Origin of the sequence: Methylobacterium brachiatum, assembly GCF_900113845.1 — a bacterium.
GTDB classification, from domain to species: Bacteria; Pseudomonadota; Alphaproteobacteria; order Rhizobiales; family Beijerinckiaceae; genus Methylobacterium; species Methylobacterium brachiatum.
Map to the genome: position 1 here is coordinate 1 of NZ_FOQW01000015.1, position 17,652 is coordinate 17,652.

The 17,652-nt window shown below is 73.8% G+C and carries 20 protein-coding genes; 16 read left to right on the forward strand and 4 right to left on the reverse strand.

Annotated features, from left to right (window positions below; translation table 11 throughout):
* The 5 genes from BMZ47_RS29010 to BMZ47_RS19585 all read left to right on the forward strand — a co-directional run.
* On the forward strand, positions 1 to 208 hold a 208-nt coding region (locus tag BMZ47_RS29010), incomplete at its 5' end, for a hypothetical protein (protein WP_244536876.1).
* A 106-nt stretch (positions 209 to 314) separates the two neighbouring features.
* On the forward strand, positions 315 to 566 hold the full coding sequence (locus BMZ47_RS19570) for a hypothetical protein (RefSeq protein WP_007565824.1): 252 nt from the start codon (positions 315 to 317) through the stop codon (positions 564 to 566).
* Positions 567 to 1,044: 478 nt separating this feature from the next.
* The gene (locus BMZ47_RS19575; protein ID WP_091863867.1) at positions 1,045 to 2,232 is read left to right on the forward strand and encodes a phage portal protein; all 1,188 of its coding nucleotides are present in this window, start codon (positions 1,045 to 1,047) and stop codon (positions 2,230 to 2,232) included.
* Positions 2,233 to 2,467: 235 nt separating this feature from the next.
* Positions 2,468 to 2,995, forward strand: coding sequence for an HK97 family phage prohead protease (locus tag BMZ47_RS19580; protein WP_091863868.1), 528 nt, complete (start codon positions 2,468 to 2,470; stop codon positions 2,993 to 2,995).
* The gene (locus tag BMZ47_RS19585; protein ID WP_167369069.1) at positions 2,995 to 4,287 is read left to right on the forward strand and encodes a phage major capsid protein; all 1,293 of its coding nucleotides are present in this window, start codon (positions 2,995 to 2,997) and stop codon (positions 4,285 to 4,287) included. Before BMZ47_RS19580 ends, BMZ47_RS19585 begins: the two co-directional genes overlap by 1 nt.
* Positions 4,288 to 4,634: 347 nt before the next feature.
* Here BMZ47_RS19585 and dps read toward each other — a convergent pair whose 3' ends face one another.
* The 3 genes from dps to BMZ47_RS19600 all read right to left on the reverse strand — a co-directional run bounded on the left by dps (position 4,635) and on the right by BMZ47_RS19600 (position 7,264).
* Positions 4,635 to 5,180 carry a DNA starvation/stationary phase protection protein Dps gene (gene dps / locus BMZ47_RS19590; protein WP_007565817.1) on the reverse strand — a complete coding sequence of 182 codons (546 nt, stop codon included), beginning with the start codon at positions 5,178 to 5,180 and terminating at the stop codon, positions 4,635 to 4,637.
* Between the two features lie 169 nt (positions 5,181 to 5,349).
* Positions 5,350 to 6,261: a S1 family peptidase gene (locus BMZ47_RS19595; protein ID WP_091863870.1), complete on the reverse strand. Its 912-nt coding sequence runs from the start codon at positions 6,259 to 6,261 to the stop codon at positions 5,350 to 5,352.
* A 265-nt stretch (positions 6,262 to 6,526) separates the two neighbouring features.
* A complete protein-coding gene (locus BMZ47_RS19600) occupies positions 6,527 to 7,264 on the reverse strand; it encodes a S1 family peptidase (protein WP_091863871.1) in 738 nt (245 codons plus the stop codon).
* Between the two features lie 27 nt (positions 7,265 to 7,291).
* On the opposite strand from BMZ47_RS19600, the gene BMZ47_RS19605 reads away from it, so the two are divergent.
* The 7 genes from BMZ47_RS19605 to BMZ47_RS19635 all read left to right on the forward strand — a co-directional run bounded on the left by BMZ47_RS19605 (position 7,292) and on the right by BMZ47_RS19635 (position 10,332).
* On the forward strand, positions 7,292 to 7,852 hold the full coding sequence (locus BMZ47_RS19605; RefSeq protein WP_091863872.1) for a head-tail connector protein: 561 nt from the start codon (positions 7,292 to 7,294) through the stop codon (positions 7,850 to 7,852).
* A gap of 41 nt (positions 7,853 to 7,893) precedes the next feature.
* On the forward strand, positions 7,894 to 8,247 hold the full coding sequence (locus tag BMZ47_RS19610) for a head-tail adaptor protein (protein ID WP_091863873.1): 354 nt from the start codon (positions 7,894 to 7,896) through the stop codon (positions 8,245 to 8,247).
* On the forward strand, positions 8,244 to 8,660 hold the full coding sequence (locus BMZ47_RS19615; RefSeq protein ID WP_091863874.1) for a DUF3168 domain-containing protein: 417 nt from the start codon (positions 8,244 to 8,246) through the stop codon (positions 8,658 to 8,660). The genes BMZ47_RS19610 and BMZ47_RS19615 overlap by 4 nt, the downstream gene beginning before the upstream one ends.
* 12 nt (positions 8,661 to 8,672) lie before the next feature.
* Positions 8,673 to 9,083 (forward strand): phage major tail protein, TP901-1 family, encoded by a 411-nt coding sequence (locus BMZ47_RS19620; RefSeq protein WP_007565805.1) that lies wholly within the window; start codon positions 8,673 to 8,675, stop codon positions 9,081 to 9,083.
* A 3-nt stretch (positions 9,084 to 9,086) separates the two neighbouring features.
* Positions 9,087 to 9,419, forward strand: coding sequence for a gene transfer agent family protein (locus BMZ47_RS19625; protein WP_091863875.1), 333 nt, complete (start codon positions 9,087 to 9,089; stop codon positions 9,417 to 9,419).
* Between the two features lie 5 nt (positions 9,420 to 9,424).
* Complete coding sequence (locus tag BMZ47_RS19630) at positions 9,425 to 9,652, forward strand: phage tail assembly chaperone (protein WP_091863876.1); 228 nt, start codon at positions 9,425 to 9,427, stop codon at positions 9,650 to 9,652.
* A 101-nt stretch (positions 9,653 to 9,753) separates the two neighbouring features.
* Complete coding sequence (locus tag BMZ47_RS19635) at positions 9,754 to 10,332, forward strand: phage tail tape measure protein (RefSeq protein WP_091863954.1); 579 nt, start codon at positions 9,754 to 9,756, stop codon at positions 10,330 to 10,332.
* Between the two features lie 6 nt (positions 10,333 to 10,338).
* Here BMZ47_RS19635 and BMZ47_RS19640 read toward each other — a convergent pair whose 3' ends face one another.
* Positions 10,339 to 11,247 carry a TauD/TfdA dioxygenase family protein gene (locus tag BMZ47_RS19640; RefSeq protein ID WP_091863877.1) on the reverse strand — a complete coding sequence of 303 codons (909 nt, stop codon included), beginning with the start codon at positions 11,245 to 11,247 and terminating at the stop codon, positions 10,339 to 10,341.
* Between the two features lie 240 nt (positions 11,248 to 11,487).
* Here BMZ47_RS19640 and BMZ47_RS19645 point away from each other — a divergent pair, with 240 nt between their 5' ends.
* The 4 genes from BMZ47_RS19645 to BMZ47_RS19660 all read left to right on the forward strand — a co-directional run bounded on the left by BMZ47_RS19645 (position 11,488) and on the right by BMZ47_RS19660 (position 17,640).
* Positions 11,488 to 12,129 carry a DUF2460 domain-containing protein gene (locus BMZ47_RS19645; protein ID WP_091863878.1) on the forward strand — a complete coding sequence of 214 codons (642 nt, stop codon included), beginning with the start codon at positions 11,488 to 11,490 and terminating at the stop codon, positions 12,127 to 12,129.
* A gap of 9 nt (positions 12,130 to 12,138) precedes the next feature.
* The gene (locus BMZ47_RS19650) at positions 12,139 to 13,014 is read left to right on the forward strand and encodes a phage/gene transfer agent baseplate hub protein (protein ID WP_091863879.1); all 876 of its coding nucleotides are present in this window, start codon (positions 12,139 to 12,141) and stop codon (positions 13,012 to 13,014) included.
* On the forward strand, positions 13,011 to 13,538 hold the full coding sequence (locus tag BMZ47_RS19655) for an NlpC/P60 family protein (protein WP_091863880.1): 528 nt from the start codon (positions 13,011 to 13,013) through the stop codon (positions 13,536 to 13,538). Before BMZ47_RS19650 ends, BMZ47_RS19655 begins: the two co-directional genes overlap by 4 nt.
* Before the next feature lie 205 nt (positions 13,539 to 13,743).
* A complete protein-coding gene (locus BMZ47_RS19660; protein WP_091863881.1) occupies positions 13,744 to 17,640 on the forward strand; it encodes a baseplate multidomain protein megatron in 3,897 nt (1,298 codons plus the stop codon).
* The last annotated feature ends 12 nt before the right edge of the window (positions 17,641 to 17,652 follow it).

Genomic DNA, 17,652 nt, shown 5'->3' on the forward strand with positions numbered 1-17,652 from the left:
CCGCGCTCGTTCCCGTCACGTTCACCGACGTATTGTAAACGCATGTCGTTGCGATCACTCGGCTTTCCGTCGTTTAGCCAAACTGTGCGATTTCGGCCCGGACGGCCTGTCGAGCGGCGCCTCGCCCGACCGGCTCGACGCCCTGGTTTGGGCGGTGACGCATCTGCTGCTCGACGGCGCGCGCGAACCGCGGATCCGCCGGCTTTGACGGTCACGCGTGCGGCACCACACGGGAAAGTGAGATGCGCCTTCATCCTTAAATTGCATACACGCGGGGTGGCTGTTATGATTGGCCGTACATCGGAGGGCGGCCCGTGGACTCGGATCTTGATCCTGAGAACTGTCTGCCCGACGGCGCCCATCGGCGTCTGCGGCTGATCGCCGAGTCCCTCGGTTGCCCGGTGGGTGACTTCTTCGGCCCCCCGACGATCCGCACCGACCTGAGCGCCACGGTGGAATTGCTGCGCCTCTGGCACGCGATCACGAACGAGACCGACCGCGCCACCGTCCTGCGCTGCGCCCGGGACGTCGCCGGTTCGGTCAATCGCGCGGTCGAGCGGGCCTGACCGCGACCGGACCCAAGTTCTTCCAGAGGTCCGAGATCGGGATGCCCCGGTCTCTCCCGTCATCCTGAGGGAGGACGGGTTCGCCCGCGACGGCGTAGCGCCCGCGAGCGACACAGCATCCGCAAAACAATACGGCGCGCCTCTGCGGGAAGCGCGCCGGGAGTCGGTTCGTGGTCTCTGGAACGAACTGTATCCTGCATACATGAGTCGGCGGTCCGTGGCTGTAGCGGTGTCGCCACGGCGTGGGGCCGGGTGCGGTGTATCCGCCGCACCAATCGAACGGCGCAGCACGATCCGGCTTCCCTGACGGCGTCGATGAATGCGCGGCTCCGGCGGGCGGATCGATGCCGCGCATCCCTGACTGGGCCCGTTCGCGCAGCCATCGGGCCCGGCTCTCAGCCGTTCACACAAAACGCTCGCTGGCGCCGAACCGGCGTCCATTTCCGCGGCGGGCGCTCTCGCGCAGGACCGGACAGGCATGGCGAACCTTCTCGATCGGCTGGCGCGGGTCGCGCGCCGGGCCACCCGTCCGGCTGGGCCGGATCTCGTCACCAAGGCCGCCCCGGCCTTCGCGCTCTACGCGGACGGCCGGGCCAGCTGGACGCCCCGGGATCCGGCGGCGCTGGCCCGGGCCGGCTACCAGGGCAACCCGATCGTGCATCGGGCCATCCGGCTGGTCGCCGAGGGCGCCGCGAGCCTGCCGCTCACCGCCACCGGGCCCGGCGCGGCGCGGGCGGGTGACCTGCTCGCGCTCCTCGCCCGGCCGAACCCGCGCGAGAGCGGCACGCGCCTCCTGGAGACCGTCTATGCCGACCTCCTGCTCGGCGGCACCGGCTACCTGGAAGCGGTGAGCCTCGACGGGCGGATCGCCGCCCTGCAGGCCCTGCGGCCGGGGCGGATGCGGATGCTGCCCGGCGCGGACGGCTGGCCGGCGGCCTATGTCTACACGGTCGGCGGGACCAGCCGCCGGTTCGACCTGCCGGCCCCGGGTGCGCCCGAGGTGGCGCCGATCCTGGCGCTGTCCCTGTTCCACCCGGACGACGATTATGCCGGCCTCGCCCCGATCGAGGCGGCCGCCACCGCGCTGGACATCCACAACGCCGCCAGCGCCTGGAACAAGGCGCTGCTCGACAACGCCGCCCGGCCTTCGGGGGCGCTGGTCTTCGCCGGGGCGGCGCTCACCGAGCCGCAATTCGACCGGCTGAAGGCCGAGCTGGAAGCGAATTACCAGGGCGCCGCCAATGCCGGCCGGCCGCTGCTGCTGGAAGGCGGCCTCGACTGGAAGCCCCTCGCCCTGTCGCCGAGGGACATGGACTTCGTCGAGGCCAAGAACGCCGCCGCCCGGGAGATCGCCCTGGCCTTCGGGGTGCCGCCCCTGCTGCTCGGCCTGCCGGGCGACAGCACCCACGCCAACTATGCCGAGGCCAACCGGGCGCTCTACCGCCAGACCCTGATCCCGCTCGCCGCCCGCACCGCCCAGGCGCTGGCCGGCTGGCTGGAACCCGCCTTCGGCCCGGTGGACCTGGAGCCCGACCTCGACCGGATCGAGGCCCTGGCGGGGGAGCGGGAATCCCTGTGGCGGCGGGTCGAGGCCGCCGGGTTCCTGTCGGTCGCCGAGAAGCGCGCGGCGGTGGGCTACCCGCCGGAGCCGGACGCGGGCGGGTGATGATCATTGGCCTCGCATGGTTCCGATCGAGGCGCCGGTCCCCTCTCCCGCACGGGAGAGGGGGCGCGTCGCGCCTGACGGAGCGCGCCGCGTGAACATCGTAACCGCCTCGCGAGGGGGCGTGTGATGTCCGGACAGGCCACGCTTCGGGCCGCTGAATCATCCCGCCCACGCCCGTCAGGCCGCTCCGGCGCTCCGCCCCTGTCCAAATAAAAACCGACCGAGGATTCTCCCGATGGATGGCCATTTCTCCGGCTACGCCAGCGTGTTCGGCGTGCCCGATCTCGGCCGCGACGTGGTGGTGCCGGGGGCTTTTGCGGCGAGCCTGGCGCGAAGGGGGGCCGCGGGGGTGCGGCTGCTCTTCCAGCACGATCCGGCCGAGCCGATCGGGCGCTGGCTGTCCCTGCGCGAGGATGCCCGCGGCCTGTTCGCCGAGGGGCAGCTCAACCTCGCGGTCCAGCGCGCCCGGGAGGTCGACGCGCTGCTGCGCGGCGGCGGCCTCGACGGGCTGTCGATCGGCTTCCGCACCCTGCTGGCGCGCAAGGGCGCGGGCGGGGAGCGCCGGCTCCAGCGGGTCGACCTCTGGGAGATCTCCCTGGTGACCTTCCCGCTGCAGCCGGGGGCCCGGGCGAGCCCGGATCGCGTGCCGTCCGCCGAGGAGATCCGCGGGCTCGCCCGGAGGATCGCCCCCAAACCCACCGCCGGCCTGAAGCCGGCGGTCCGGTCCCGCTTCACCCACCCCAGCCACGAGGTTGCCCGATGATGTCCCATGCCGTCGCCCCGTCGAGCCCCGCCCCGGAGACCAAGGGCGCGCTGCCCGGCCTGGAGAACAAGGCCGGCCGGCCCGGGGCCGAGCCGGTCCAGCCGGCGCTCGACGAACTCGCCACCGCCTTCGAGGCCTTCAAGGAGACCAACGACAGCCGGATCGCCCAGATCGAGGGCCGGCTCGGCGCCGACGTGCTTACCGAGGAGAAGCTCGCCCGGATCGACGCGGCGCTCGACGCCGCCCGGACCCGGCTCGACCGGATCAGCCTCGACCGCGCCCGGCCGCCGCTCGGCCAGCCCGGCCCCCGGGAGGACGGGGCCGCGCAGGAGCATAAGGCGGCCTTCGACCTCTATGTCCGGGCCGGCGAGAGCGCGGGGCTGAAGCGCCTGGAGGCCAAGGCCCTGTCGGCCGGCTCGGGGCCGGATGGCGGCTACCTGGTGCCGCAGACCCTGGAGCGGACGGTGCTGGCCCGGCTCGCGCAGGTCTCGCCGATCCGGGCCATCGCCAGCGTGCAGCAGATCTCCGGCGCCCAGTACAAGCGCGCCGCCTCGGTCGGCGCTCCGGCGACCGGCTGGGTCGCCGATACCGCGCCGCGCCCCGGCACCGACGGGCCGGTGCTCGCCGAGATCGCCTTTCCGGCCATGGAGCTCTACGCCATGCCGGCCGCGACCCAGACGCTGCTGGACGATGCCGTGGTCGATCTCGACGCCTGGCTCTCGGCCGAGGTCGAGATGGCCTTCGCCGAGCAGGAGGGGGTGGCCTTCGTCACCGGCGACGGCGCCAGCCGCCCGCGCGGCTTCCTGAGCTACGACACGGTGGCCAACGCCGCCTGGGCCCCGGGCAAGCTCGGCTTCGTCGCCACCGGCGCGTCCGGGGCGTTCCCGCAGAGCAACCCGTCCGACGTGCTGTTCGATCTGGTCTACGCCCTGCGGGCCGCCTACCGCCAGAATGCCGGTTTCGTGATGAGCCGGCGCACCCAGAGCGCGATCCGCAAGTTCAAGGACGCGCAGGGCAATTACCTCTGGCACCCGCCGCTCACCGCCGACCGCTCCGCGACGCTGATCGGCTTCCCCGTCACCGAGGCGGAGGCGATGCCGGAGATCGCGGCAGGCAGCCTGTCGGTGGCCTTCGGCGATTTCCGCCGGGGCTACCTCGTGGTCGACCGCACCGGCCTGCGGGTGCTGCGCGACCCGTACTCGGCCAAGCCCTACGTGCTGTTCTACGTCACCAAGCGCGTCGGTGGCGGGGTGCAGGATTTCGACGCGATCAAGGTGCTGAAGTTCGGGTGAGGCTGGTTTTCGGGCGTCGGCCCGGTCGCCTCTGACGTCAGGGCCGGCTTCCCGTCTTCAGACGGCGCAAGAGCGCTCAGAGCGGCTCCAAATCACCCCGTCATTCCGGGACGCCGCGGGCGAACCCGGAATGCAGAACCGCGGACGGTGCAGGACCATGCTGCACCGACGTGACTGGATTCCGGGCTCCGCTTCGCGGCCCCGGGATGACGGGGAGGTGCAAGCGGGCGGCGAGAAAACTCTCAAGCCCTTGGGGAAACGACCTATCCAAACGCGATCGCCCTCCCCGCGAGCGGGGAGGGCGATCGATGTCCTAGCGCTTCAGACCAGAGGTCGGCGAGCTGGGCTCAGCGGCCTTCGTTACCGTCGCGCAGGGTGCCGGTCGGCTCCTGGACGTGGGCCTCGAGGAACCAGAGGTGCTTGTCGACCGCCCGCGAGATCTCGGTGAACAGGTCGGACGTGCCGTCATCGCCGGCCTCGTCGGTCTCGTCGATGTTCTCGCGCACCGCGTTGGCGTAGGCGGCGTAGCTGTCGATCAGCGCCGCGACGTGGTCGGCGATGGCGTAGATGTCGGTCGGGTAGGCCGGCAGCTTGGTCTTCGCGGCGACCGCCTGGGTCGAGCCGAACGCCGTGGCGCCGAGCTGCACCGCGCGCTCCGCGACCTTGTCGTTGAAGTCGTCGAGCTCGGTGCGGAAGCCGTCGAGCATCTCGTGGATGCCGATGAACTGCGGGCCCTTCAGATTCCAATGCGCCTGCTTGATGGCCAGGGCGAGGTCGATGCCGTCCGCCAGCCGGGCGTTCAGCGCCTCGACCGAGACCTGCTTGGCGTTCGAGTCGGTGTTGTTACGGGTCTTGTGCGAGCGGACGGTATTGCCCTTGCCGGTCTCAGCCATGAAATCTGCTCCGTAAATTTGCGTGCGGACGGTCGCGAACATGCCGATACGGCCGCGAATCTTCGCCTAACGCGATTGCGTTGCACAAACGCGACAGCGGGTCCGGTGTTCCGAGCGGCGCCGACACGTCCGGGCGCGTCGTCTCGTCCCGACGGCCTGCGGACGCGGCTCAGCGACGCCGGCCGGGCTTGGCCATCCAGTCGGAGCGGTTGCCCCGGGGCAGGGCCTCGCCGACCGGGATCCGCGAGAGTTCCGCCGACCGGGTTGCGATCCAGCCGGTATGCTCGGCCACCGGGGTCACCGCGGTGAAGCCGCCGCAGGCGGTCCGGCGGGCCCCCTGCTGCAGGGCGCCGCTCGACCAGCTGACCACGCCGACGATCCGGTAGCCGCCGGGGCCGCCGACCAGGATCGGGCCGCCGGAATCGCCCAGGCACGCGCCGGCGCCCGAGGTCTCGGCCATGCGCCGCCGGTCGGTCACCACGGTCACCCGGTTGGCGACCTGCAGCGAGCCGATCGACACGAGATGCGCGAGCCGCAGGGTGCGGGCCGTGTCGCGCCGGTTCTCGGCCACGACGCCGAAGCCGGCGATGTCCACCGCCGCGCCGGTATCGATCGAGGCGGCGCCGCGGGGATCGAGCGGGACGTAGTCGGCGCCGAGCGGCGCCTCGAGCTTGAGCAGGGCCAGGTCGACGCCGGGCTGGTCCTCGGGCGTCGTGCCGGGCACGAAATCCGGGTGCATGGTCGCGGCGATGACCTGGGTGCGGCGCTGGCGGAAGCCCCGGTCGACGCTGATGATCGTGTAGCCGGCCGGGCGCATCACGCAATGGGCGGCGGTGAGCACGAGATCCTGGGCGATGAGGGTGCCCGAGCAGATCTCGCCCTCCGTGCTCTCGATGCGGACCGCGAAGCTGCGCGCGCCGTCGGGATCGCGCGTGGTGGTGCCGTTGATCACCGCGGCCGCCGGGGCCGGCATGAGGCCGGCCAGGGCGCCGAGCAGGGCGCTGCCGACAAGCCCGGCTCCGAGCCCCAGGCCGCGCAGACGCTCACGGGGGCCGGCCTTGCGCATCGGGCGACGGGACATCGGACACTCCGGGGGCGCTCACGGCGCAAGGGGGGACGCAGCGGCGAGGGCGCGGCGCTGAGGGAGCCTAGAGCAAGGCAATGACCCGGCCAAGCTGCGGTTCCGAACCGGCCGGGCGATGATGGGGGAGAAGACGGCCCGAACGGCCTGTTTGACGGGTCTTCCGTCTCTGCGCTCGCCATGACGGCCTGCGTGAAGCGACCCGGAGCGGGATGGACCATCATTCGGCTGCGCTCTCGGCATCGCCTCACCCGGTGACGGCCCGTCAGCCGCCCCAGCGCGCGCCGCGGCCCCATCCATCCAGCACCCGGTCGATCCAGCCGCGCTGGGGCCCCACCAGAACCCCCTGGGTGAGGCCGCCGCAGGTCCCGCCGATCCAGGCGGCGAGCGCCAGCACGGCACCGTCCGGGCCGGTGATCGGGCCGCCGGAATCGCCCTGGCAGCCGCCGGCCGCGTCGCCCTTGAGCCAGACCAGGATCCGGCTCGGCCCGTACGGCTCGATCACCGGCAGGCCGACGCTGCGATAGGTGCCGGTGGAGCGCGGGTCGCCCGCTCGGGCCGCGCCGTAGCCCGCCAGGGTCAGGCGCTCGCCGGCCCGGGGCAGGGAGGCGCTCAAGGTGACCGGGGCGAAGCGCGGCGGCAGCGGCGTCGCGGTGCGCAGGAGCGCGAGGTCGATGGATTTGCGCCGGCCGGAGGCAGCGCCGGCATCGTAGCCCGGATGGATCGCGCGGCCCGAGACCTCGATCAGGACCGGCGCCCCCGCGTCATCGCGAAAATGGACCCGGTGCTCCCGCCCGGCGGCGACGCAATGGCCGGCGGTCAGCACCGTATCGGGGGCGAGCACCAGGCCGGTGCAGACGCCGCCATTCGACGACAGGACCATCACGGCCCCGCCGGCCGGCGCCTCCGCGCCGCCCACGATCGCGCCGGCCGGACGGCCCGCGAGCGACAGGGCCGCCGCCAGGACGGTGAGGGCCGCCCGGCGGCGCTTCGGGACCGGCATTCGAGACATCCAGCAAGGGGCAACGCGATGATCCCGATACGCGCCGACGAGGCCGTGGTCGAGCCGGTGAGCGTGGCGGAGCTGCGCGCCTATCTGCGGCTCGATTCCGACGACGGCGGAACCGAGGATGATTTGCTCGCGGCCCTGATCACCGCCGCCCGGGCGAGCCTGGAGATCGAGGCCCGCCGCATCCTGGTCCCGGGCCGCTACCGGATCGCCCTCGATGTCTGGCCCGCGAACGGCCGGCTGGCCCTGCCGCTGAGCCCGCTGGTGGCTTTGGTCCGCGCTGGGCTGTCCGACGCCAAAGGCGTCACCGCGCTCGCCGCCGGCCTCGTCCGGCTCGGACCCGACCCGATCGAGGCGCCGGGCCTGCTGATCGACCCCGCGGTGCCGGACCCGGCCGGCCGCACGATCCTGATCGAGGTCGCGGCCGGGTTCGGGGGCGACGGGCCGCCGCTGCCGGCGCCGCTCCGGCTCGCGATCCTGCGGCTCGCCGCCGCCCGCTACGAGCATCGGGGCGACGAGCCCGATGCCGCCCGCACCGACGTCGCCGACCTCGCCGCGCCCTTCCGCCGGATGCGCCTGTGAGCCGGCTTTCCGTCCGATTGCGCCCGACCGGAGCTTCGCCGATGGCGACCAACCCGCATCATCCGCCGCTCGGTGCCCGGCGCCGCCGCTTCGTCCTCGAACGCCCCCTGGAGCAGCCCGACGGGTTCGGGGGCGTGCTGCGCCGCTACGTGGCCGGCCCGGTCCTGTGGGGCGCGATCGCCCCCGCCGGCCTCGCCGACCGCCCGGAGGGCGGCCGGACCGACACGCTGCCCGGATATCGCGTCACCCTGCGCGCCCGGGTCGCCCTCGACCCGACCATGCGGCTCGCCGCCGGCCCCCGCCGCTTCGCGATCCGCGCGGTCAGCGAGCCCGACGCGAAGGGCCGCGACCTGGTCTGCCATGTCGAGGAACTGGTCCGGGAGAGCACGTCGTGAGCGACCCGAGCCCGCTCCTGGCCCTGCGCGCCGGCCTGATCGCCCGCTTTTCCGGCGACGCCGCCCTCGCCGCCCTGCTCGGCGGCAAGGTCCGGATCCACGACGAGCCGCCCCGGGGTTCGGTGCCGGTCTACGCCCTGTTCGGCGAGGCCGAGATCCTGGACGATTCCGTCGACGGCGCCGAGCGCCATCGCCACAGCCACGTCATCGCGGTGATCGCCAAGCCCGGCTCGGTCCGCACCGCGCTCGACGCCGCCGCGCGCATGGCCGCGCTCCTCACGGACGCCGCCCTGCCGCTCCAGGGCTGCCGCCTCGTCACCCTGCGGGTGCGGGCGATCAAGGCGACCCGCGACGCCCGCACCGGCGAGGCCCGCGCCACCCTGACGCTCGAGGCCGTCACCGAAACCCAGTGAGAGGAGGGCCCGATGGGCGCACAGAAGGGCAAGGACCTGCTGCTCCGGGCCGGCGACGGCGCGGGCGGCTTTCTGGCGGTGGCAGGCCTGCGCACCCGGCAGATCACCCTCAACGCCGAGACCGTGGACGTCACCAACGCCGATTCCACCGGCCGCTGGCGCGAGCTGCTGGCCGGTGCCGGCGTGCGCCGGGCCGCGATCGCCGGCTCCGGTGTGTTTCGCGACCAGGCCTCGGATCTGCGGCTGCGGCTGATCTTCTTCGAGGGTGCGATCGAGACCTTCCAGGTGGTCGTGCCGGCTTTCGGGACCCTGGAGGGGCCGTTCCAGATCGCGAGCCTCGAATACCGGGGCGACCATGCCGGCGAGGTCACCTTCGACATCAGCCTCGACTCGGCGGGCGTGCTCGCCTTCACGGCGGCCTGAGCCATGGCTAACCGGATCCGCGGCGAGGTGCCGCTCCAGCTCGCCGGCCGGCGCTACACCCTGTGCCTGACGCTCGGCGCGCTGGCCGAGCTGGAAGGGGCGCTCCAGGCCGGCGACCTCGTCGGCCTGGCCGAGCGCTTCGACGGCGGCCGGGTCTCGGCCCGGGACCTGATCGCCCTGCTGGGCGCGGCCCTGCGCGGCGGCGGCCACGCCCTCGACGACGACGCGGTGGCACGCCTGCCCCTGGCCGGCAGCCTGGAAGCGGTCTCCACCGCGCTCGGCGAGGTCCTCGCGGCCGCCTTCGGGGAGGCGCCGGGCCCTGCAAACCCTCGGTAGAGCCGGTGCCCGACGGTTCTGCGTCGGCGCCGGCTCGCCCTTCCGCCTTCCCCTGGGATGACGCCCTGGCGCTCGGACTCGGCGCGCTCGGCTGGAGCCCGGCCGCCTTCTGGGCGGCCACGCCCCGCGAATTCGCCGCCGCCCTGGGGCGGCGTCGCGGCCCGGAGCCGCTGAGCCGCGACGCGTTCGAGCGCCTGCTCGCCGCCTATCCGGATCCGGGCCCGACCGGCTGAGCCGCGTCGGGACGCTGCCCCGACACCCCGCCAAAGGACTGAGCCCTTTGGGAGCCCGGGTTTCGCACCTGCCGAGACCCACCATGCAGGAGGGCCGTCCGATGAACGACGCTGATCCCGATCCGCAGGATGCCGCCCGGATCAAGCAGCTGGAGACCCTCGACCGGCTCGCCAAGAATTTCGGCCGCAGCCTGGATGCGGCGCTCACCCGGGGCACCGCCTCGGGGCGCAGCCTCGACGGCGTGCTCGGCACGATCGGCAGCAAGCTCGCCGGTGCGGCGGCCCGGGCGGCCTCGGGCCCGATCCGCTCCGGCATCACCGGCCTGGTCAACGCCGTGCTCGGGGCCGGCGCCGGCAGCGAGACCGGCTTCGCCCGGGGCGGGATGCTCCGGGGCGGGCGGGTCCAGCCCTTCGCCTCAGGCGGTGTGGTGGCCGCGCCGACCTATTTCCCGATGGCCGGCGGCGCCGGCCCGATGGGCGAGGCCGGCCCCGAGGCGATCCTGCCGCTCAACCGCGGCCCGGACGGCCGCCTCGGCGTCGCGGCCGGCGGCGCCGCGTCCCGCCCGGTCGCCGTCACGGTCAACATCGCCACCCCGGACCCCGGCGCCTTCCGCCGCTCCGAAGCCCAGGTGACGGCGAGCCTCGCCCGCGCCGTGGCGCGGGGGCAGCGGGCGACGTGAGCCCCCTCACGCCGCCTTGCTGGCCGCCGCCTCGCGGGCCCGGCTGCGGCGTCCGTCGACGCTGACGGGGGCGACGCCCTCGATGGTGACGCGGCGGACAACCCGGGGCTGGTCGCCGTAATCGTCCACGGCCCGGTGGACGGTCGCCCGGTTGTCCCAGATCGCCACATCGCCGAGCCGCCAGGACCAGCGCACCGTGTTCTCGGGCCGGGTCGCGTGGTCGGTGAAGATCGCGAGCAGGTGCTGCGAATCCGCGGTGGTGAGGCCGAGGATGCGCTGGATGAAATGCCCGACGATCAGCGAGCGCTCGCCCGTCTCCGGATGCACGTGCACCAGCGGGTGCTCGGTCTCGTAGACGGTCCGGGTGAACACCTCGTTGTAGCGCTGGCGGCCGGCCTCCGGGGCGTTCACGCGCCCGCCCACGTAATCGTAGACGTTCGAATGCAGGGCCCAGAGCCGGTCGGCCAGCTCCCGCAGGGGCTCGGGCAGTTCCGCATAGGCCGCCGCCGTGTTGGCCCAGAGGGTGTCGCCGCCATAGGCTGGCAGGGTCACGGCCCGCAGGATCGAGATCGCCGGATAGGCCGGCACGAAGGTCACGTCCGTGTGCCAGGAGCTCGCCCGCTCGCCCCGGCTGCCGTCGAGGTCGAGGACGCCCGCGGTGCCGGCGAGCGACGGAACGGTCGGGTGCGGGACGAGGTCGCCGAGCCGCCGGCCGAACGCCTCCTGGCCCGCCTCGTCGAGATCCTGGTCGCGGAAGAACACGACCTTGTGGGTGACCAGCGCCTGGCGGATCGCCGCCACCGTCGCGGCGTCGAGGTCACCCGAGAGCGCGACGCCGCTTATCTCCGCGCCGATGCGGCCGGCGACCCGGCGGATGTCGAGACTGGGGTGCAGCGGCTGCGGGACGGCGCTCATCGTAAGGCTCCTCGGTGGTTCGCCGACGACGCACGACTCTCCGGCAAGATCTTCTGAGATCTTCAGGAGATCAGGTTCTTCGGAGGAGCATCCGTCGTCTTCGATGATCTTCGCCCGGTCGCGACCGGTTGTCGATGAACGGCATTTCCGAAGTTTCGCCCGTTCCGAAAAAACTCTTTCCGGCCGGCGGCGGCCGGGAGGACGTGCCTTCTCCGGCCCCCTCTCCGGGATCATCGCGCCATGGCCGACGCCTTCCACGAGGTGCTGTTTCCCCTCGACGTGTCGCTGCGCGGCAGCGGCGGCCCGCAGCGGCTCACCGAGATCGTCACGCTGGCCTCGGGGCGGGAGCACCGCAACGGCCGCTGGGCCGATTCCCGCCGCCGCTACGATGCCGGGTTCGGACTGCGCGGGCTCGAGTCCCTTCACGCGGTGCTGGCCTTCTTCGAGGAGCGGCGCGGCCGGCTCTACGGCTTCCGCTACCGCGACCGGGTCGATTTCCGCTCCGGCCCGCCCGGCCGGGCGATCGGCCCCCTCGACCAGGCGCTCGGCACCGGCGACGGCGCCACCGCGACGTTCGCGCTGACCAAGACCTACGGCTCCGGCTTCGCGCCCTATCGCCGGCACATCGCCAAGCCGGTGGCGGGCAGCGTCCGGGTGGCGGTGGCCGGCCGGGAGGTCGGCGCCGACGCCTTCGCGTGCGACCCGGCCACCGGGCTGGTCACCTTCGCGGCCGGCCATGTCCCGCCCCAGGGCGCCGCCGTCACGGCGGGCTTCGCCTTCGACGTGCCGGTCCGCTTCGACACCGACGACCTCACCATCGACCTCGCCGCCTTCACGGCCGGCGAGATCCCGAAGGTGCCCCTCGTCGAGATCGTGCCGTGAGGAGTGACGATGCGCGATATCCCAAGTGCCTTCGCGGCCCATCTCGCGGGCGGCGTCACCACCCTGTGCCGCTGCTGGTCCCTGCGTCGGCAGGACGGCCTGGCGCTGGGCTTCACCGACCATGACCGCGACCTGACCCTGGCGGGGCTGGTCCACGCCGCCCGCACCGGGCTGGAGGCCGCCGAGGCCGGTGCCGAATCCGGCTTCGCGGTCTCGGGCGGCGACGTCGCCGGGGCGCTGAGCTCCCTCGGGCTGACCGAGGCCGACATCGCCGGCGGCCTCTACGACGGCGCGACGGTGGAGACCTGGCTGGTCGACTGGACCAATCCGGAGACGCGCCTGCTGCTCGATGTCGGCACGATCGGCGAAGTGCGCCGGGAGGGCGACGCCTTCGTGGCGGAGCTGCGCGGCCTCGCCCACCGGCTCGGAGCGGAGCGCGGCCGGACCTTCCGGGCGACCTGCGGCGCCGATCTCGGCGACGGACGCTGCCGCGTCGACCTCGCCGCCTGGCGCACCACCGGCCGGGTCACCGGCCTGCCCGAACCCGCGACCCTGGGCGTGACCCTGGCGGGCGGCTTCGCGGACGGGCTGTTCACCGGCGGAACGCTCACCTGGACGGAGGGCGCCAATGCCGGGCTCCAGGCCGACGTGCGGCTCCAGCTCGGCACGCTCCTCGAACTCTGGACTGTCCCGCCCCGACCGGCGGCGGTGGGGGATGCGTTCAGCCTCACCGCCGGCTGCGACAAGCGGCTCGCCACCTGCCGGGACCGCTTCGCCAACGCGGTCAACTTCCAGGGCTTCCCGCACATGCCGGGCAACGATGCGGTGATGCGGGCGGTGCCGGGCTCGGAGCCCGTCCTCGATGGCGGGAGCCTGTTCCGATGAGCGCGATGCGGCGGGACATCGGCGTGGCGGCGCTGGGCGAGGCGCGGCTGTGGCTCGGCACGCCCTACCGGCACCAAGCCTCCCTGCGCGGCGTCGGCTGCGACTGCCTCGGGCTGCTGCGCGGGGTCTGGCGCGGGCTCTACGGTGCCGAGCCGGAGCCGGTGCCGCCCTACGCCGCCACCTGGGCGGAATCCGCCCCTCCGGGCACCGATCCGCTCACCGCGGCGGCGATGCGCCACCTCGTGCCGGTGGCCGGGTCCATGCCCCGGCCGGGGGACGTGCTGCTCTTCGCCTTCCGGTCCCATCTCCCGGCCCGTCACTGCGCCATCGCCACCGGCGACGGCGCCATGATCCACGCCCACGACCACGCCGCCGTGGCCGAGGTGGCACTCACCGCCTGGTGGCGGCGGCACCTGACGGGTGTGTTCCGGTTCCCGGAGGATCCTTACGGAGAGCCCGTCGCCACGGTGAGCTTGACGCCGGGGGCGCAGATTGGGGCGTCCCCGCCGTCATCGCGAGCGTAGCGAAGCGACCCAGCGAACCGCTACGGCCTGGGATCGCGCGCTGCCCTGGGTTGCTTCGCTGCGCTCGCAATGACGGCGTGGGACGCGCCGCTCAGTGGTTCAATCGGTAGCCGTATCGGGTCGCGGCGCGCGTCACGACCAGCGTGTCGATCGCGTCCGGAGGCCCTCGCACCACACGTCGCCCACCCCCACCCCGGAGCCCGCCATGGCCACCCTGATCCTGTCCACGGCCGGCGCGGCGGTGGGGACCGCTCTGGGCGGGCCGATCGGGGCCGTGGTGGGGCGCGTGCTCGGGGCGGCCGCGGGGGCGGGGCTCGACGGGATGCTGTCGGGCTCCGGGCGGCACACGCGCTTCGTCGAGGGGCCGCGGCTCGCCGATGTCGCCGGCCTGTCGTCCACGGAGGGCGACCCCATCCCCCGGGTCTACGGGCGGGCGAAGATCGGCGGCAGCCTGATCTGGGCGACGCGGGCCCGGGAGGTCGCCAACACGACGGTGGAGCGCGCGGCCTCCGCCTCCAAGGGCGCGGGCGGGCAGAAGACCGTGCGCACCCGCTACGCCTATTTCGCCAACCTGGCGGTCGGGCTGTGCGAGGGCGAGATCGCGATGGTCCGCCGGATCTGGGCGGACGGCAAGGAGATCGACCAGGTCGGGATCACCCTGCGGGTCCATACCGGCGGCCCGGACCAGGCGCCGGACCCGCTGATCGTCGCCAAGGAGGGGGCCGAGAACGCCCCGGCCTATCGCGGCCTGGCCTACGTGGTGTTCGAGAACCTGCCGCTCGCCGAGTTCGGCAACCGCGTGCCCCAGTTCGCCTTCGAGGTGGTCCGTCCGGTCAACGGCCTGTTCCACCGGATCCGCGCCGTCGACCTGATCCCGGGGGCGGGCGAGTTCGCCCTCGACCCGAACCTCGTCACCGTCGATCTCGGTCTCGGCCGGACGCAGGCGGCCAACCGGCACCAGCTCCAGCGCGCCACCGACGTCACCGCGTCCCTCGACGCCCTCCAGGCCCTGTGCCCGAACCTGCGCCGGGTCGCTGTGGTGGCGACGTGGTTCGGCACCGACCTGCGCGCCGGATCCTGCCGGGTGGTGCCGAAGGTCGAGACCCGGGCCAAGCGCACCAAGCCGGAGGCCTGGAGCGTCGCCGGGATCACCCGCGACGAGGCCGAGGTCGTCTCGACCCTGCCGGACGGCACCCCCGCCTATGGCGGGACGCCGTCGGATGCCGGGCTGACCCGGCTGGTCGCCGACCTCGCGGCCCGCGGCCTCGACGTGCTGCTCTACCCGTTCGTGATGATGGACGTGCCGGCCGATAACGGCCTGCCCGACCCCCGCGTGCCCGGCGCGACCCAGCCACCCTATCCCTGGCGCGGGCGCATCACCTGCGACCCGGCCCCGGGCGTCTCGGGCAGCCCGGACGGCACCGCCGCGGCGGAGGCGCAGATCCAAAACTTTTTCGCGAACGGCTATCGCACGGAGGTGCTGCATTATGCCGGCCTCGCGGCGCAATGGGCGGCGCGCGGCGTGCGGATCGCCGGCTTCGTGATCGGCAGCGAGTTCGTCGGCCTCACCCGGGTGCGCGGCGCTGACGGCTACCCGGCCGTGCAGGCGTTCAGAAGCCTCGCCGCGGAGCTGCGGTCCCGCCTGGGCGCCGGCGTGACGCTCGTCTACGGGGCGGACTGGACCGAGTACGGCGCCCATGTTCGCGACGATGGCGCCACGATCCGGTTCCCCCTGGACGACCTGTTCGCCGACCCGAATATCGGCGCGGTCGGGATCGACTGGTATCCGCCCCTCTCCGACTGGCGCGACGCGCCGGACCACGCCGACCTCGCGGTCTCGGGCGACATCGCCGACCGCACCTACCTGAAGGCCCGGGTCGCCTCCGGCGAGGCCTACGACTGGTACTATGCCGACGCGGCCGGGCGGGCGGCGCAGGCGCGCCTGCCGATCCAGGACGGCGCCTACGGCAAGCCCTGGGTCTTCCGGCCCAAGGACCTGATCGGCTGGTGGTCGAACCCGCATGTCGAGCGCGACGGCGGCGTCGAGACCCGGGCCACCGCCTGGGTCCCGAAGGCCAAGCCGATCTGGCTCACCGAGGTCGGGGTGCCGGCGGTGGACAAGGGCACGAACGGCCCCAACGTGTTCCCCGATCCGAAATCCGCCGAGGGCGCCTACCCGCCGCATTCCCGGGCCCTGCGCGACGAGCTGATCCAGCTGCGGGGTGTCGAGGCGGTGATCGCCCGGTTCGATCCGGCCGCGGCGGGGTTTTCGGATTCCGACAACCCGGTCTCGCCGGTCTATGGCGGCCGAATGGTCGATCCGGGATCGATCTTCGTCTGGTCCTGGGACGCGCGGCCCTACCCGGCCTTCCCGGCCGTCCAGGCGGTCTGGGCCGACACCGCCAATTGGCGGGTCGGTCACTGGATCACGGGGCGGATCGAGGGCTGCGACCTCGACCTGCTGGTCCTGAGGATCCTGGCCGATTTCGGCTTCGACGCGCCGGTCGCCGTGGAGGCCGCCGCCTTCCTCGACGGGTACGTCGTCGACCGGCCGCTTTCCGCGCGCGCCGCCCTGGAGACCCTGGCGCAGGTTTACGGCCTCGACGTCTCGGCGGTGGCCGGCGCCCTGCACCTGCGCGGGCCCCGCCGCGACCGGCCGGTGGTGCTGGCGGACGCCGATCTGGTCCGGCTGTCGGAGGACAGACCGGTCCTGCGCCAGGTCCGGGCCGAGGAGAGCGCCCTGCCGCGCTCGGTCGAGCTCGGTCTGACCGAATCCGAGAGCCCGGATTACCGCCGCGCCGCGGCCGCCGCGATCCGGCCCGTGGGCGAGCGGCGGCGCGAGACCCGGATCGAGGCGGCGATCGTCACCCGCCGGGAGACCGGCGACGGCCTCGCCGAGGCGATGCTCGACCGGGTCATCGCCGCCCGGGACAGCGCGGTTTTCACCCTGAGCCCGCGCCGCGTCGAGCTGGAGCCCGGCGACCTGCTGGCGGTGCCGGCCGACGTGCCGGGCGGGACGGTTTTGCGCAGGATCGACCGGATCGACGACGCCCCCACCGGGCGGCGGATCGAGGCGAGCGGCGTGCCGCCCCGGGGCGGCCCCGCGCGCGGCCTGCCCCGCAGCCCGGCCCTGCCAATTGGGGCGACGCCGGCCTTCCCGGGGCCGCCCTTCGCGGTCGTGCTCGACCTGCCTGTGGATCGCGGCAGCCCGACGGTGCTGCAATACCTCGCGGTGGCGGCCGAGCCCTGGCCCGGGGCGGCGGCCGTCTGGCGGGCGGAAGGCGAAGGCGCGCTCGCGCTTCACGGCCTCGTCGACTACCCGGCCTGCCTCGGCCAGACCCTCACGGAGCTGCCGGCTGGGCCGCTCTGGCGGCTGCAGCGGGGCGTGCCGCTCGACGTCACCCTGCGCCGGGGCGGGGCCCTCGGCTCCATCGGCGAGGCCGCGATGCTCGCGGGCGGCAACCTGTTCGCGCTGATCGGGCCGGACGGCGCTGCGGAGCTGTTCTCTGCCGCCAGCGCGGTGCTGACCGGCCCCGACAGCTACCGGCTCTCGGGCTTTCTGCGCGGGCTCGCCGGCAGCGAGGCCCGGGCCGGCCGGGCGACCCCGGCGGGCAGCCTGATCGTGCGGCTCGACGACGGCGCATTGGTGCCCCTGGTGGAACGCCTGGACGAGGTCGGCCGGGGCTTCCGCTACCGGGTCGGCCCGGCCGACCGGGACCCGGGCGATCCGGCCTATTCGGAGTTGTCCGCCACGGCCGGGCTCGCGGCTTTGCGTCCGCTGCGGCCGGTCCATCTGCGGGCGCGCCGGGACGCGTCCGGCCTGCGCCTCTCCTGGATCCGCCGGGCACGCCGGGACGGCGACGCCTGGGAGCCCGCCGAGATTCCCCTCGACGAGCCGGAGGCTTACGCGGTCACGGTCTATTCCAATGCCGGCACGCCCCTGCGCACGATCCGGGCCGAGGCGCAGCAGGTCCTCTACGCCGACGAAGCCACCGATTTCGGCGGCAAGCAGACTAGCCTCGACGTGGCCGTGGCGCAGATCGGCGCCGTGGCCGGACTCGGCCCGGCCACCCGCGCGCGAATCCCGATCCGAACCGCCTGATCCCGTCTCGCA

What these genes read in the sequence shown, in the direction of transcription:
- BMZ47_RS19580 (WP_091863868.1), top strand. Translation starts at nt 2,468, where the DNA reads ATGGATGGCCATTTCTCCGGCTACGCCAGCGTGTTCGGCGTGCCCGAT.
- BMZ47_RS19655 (WP_091863880.1), top strand. Translation starts at nt 13,011, where the DNA reads ATGAGCGCGATGCGGCGGGACATCGGCGTGGCGGCGCTGGGCGAGGCG.
- BMZ47_RS19645 (WP_091863878.1), top strand. Translation starts at nt 11,488, where the DNA reads ATGGCCGACGCCTTCCACGAGGTGCTGTTTCCCCTCGACGTGTCGCTG.
- BMZ47_RS19595 (WP_091863870.1), bottom strand. Translation starts at nt 6,261, where the DNA reads ATGTCCCGTCGCCCGATGCGCAAGGCCGGCCCCCGTGAGCGTCTGCGC.
- BMZ47_RS19585 (WP_167369069.1), top strand. Translation starts at nt 2,995, where the DNA reads ATGTCCCATGCCGTCGCCCCGTCGAGCCCCGCCCCGGAGACCAAGGGC.
- BMZ47_RS19650 (WP_091863879.1), top strand. Translation starts at nt 12,139, where the DNA reads ATGCGCGATATCCCAAGTGCCTTCGCGGCCCATCTCGCGGGCGGCGTC.
- BMZ47_RS19640 (WP_091863877.1), bottom strand. Translation starts at nt 11,247, where the DNA reads ATGAGCGCCGTCCCGCAGCCGCTGCACCCCAGTCTCGACATCCGCCGG.
- BMZ47_RS19605 (WP_091863872.1), top strand. Translation starts at nt 7,292, where the DNA reads ATGATCCCGATACGCGCCGACGAGGCCGTGGTCGAGCCGGTGAGCGTG.
- dps (WP_007565817.1), bottom strand. Translation starts at nt 5,180, where the DNA reads ATGGCTGAGACCGGCAAGGGCAATACCGTCCGCTCGCACAAGACCCGT.
- BMZ47_RS19600 (WP_091863871.1), bottom strand. Translation starts at nt 7,264, where the DNA reads ATGCCGGTCCCGAAGCGCCGCCGGGCGGCCCTCACCGTCCTGGCGGCG.
- BMZ47_RS19625 (WP_091863875.1), top strand. Translation starts at nt 9,087, where the DNA reads ATGGCTAACCGGATCCGCGGCGAGGTGCCGCTCCAGCTCGCCGGCCGG.
- BMZ47_RS19620 (WP_007565805.1), top strand. Translation starts at nt 8,673, where the DNA reads ATGGGCGCACAGAAGGGCAAGGACCTGCTGCTCCGGGCCGGCGACGGC.
- BMZ47_RS19610 (WP_091863873.1), top strand. Translation starts at nt 7,894, where the DNA reads ATGGCGACCAACCCGCATCATCCGCCGCTCGGTGCCCGGCGCCGCCGC.
- BMZ47_RS19635 (WP_091863954.1), top strand. Translation starts at nt 9,754, where the DNA reads ATGAACGACGCTGATCCCGATCCGCAGGATGCCGCCCGGATCAAGCAG.
- BMZ47_RS19660 (WP_091863881.1), top strand. Translation starts at nt 13,744, where the DNA reads ATGGCCACCCTGATCCTGTCCACGGCCGGCGCGGCGGTGGGGACCGCT.
- BMZ47_RS19575 (WP_091863867.1), top strand. Translation starts at nt 1,045, where the DNA reads ATGGCGAACCTTCTCGATCGGCTGGCGCGGGTCGCGCGCCGGGCCACC.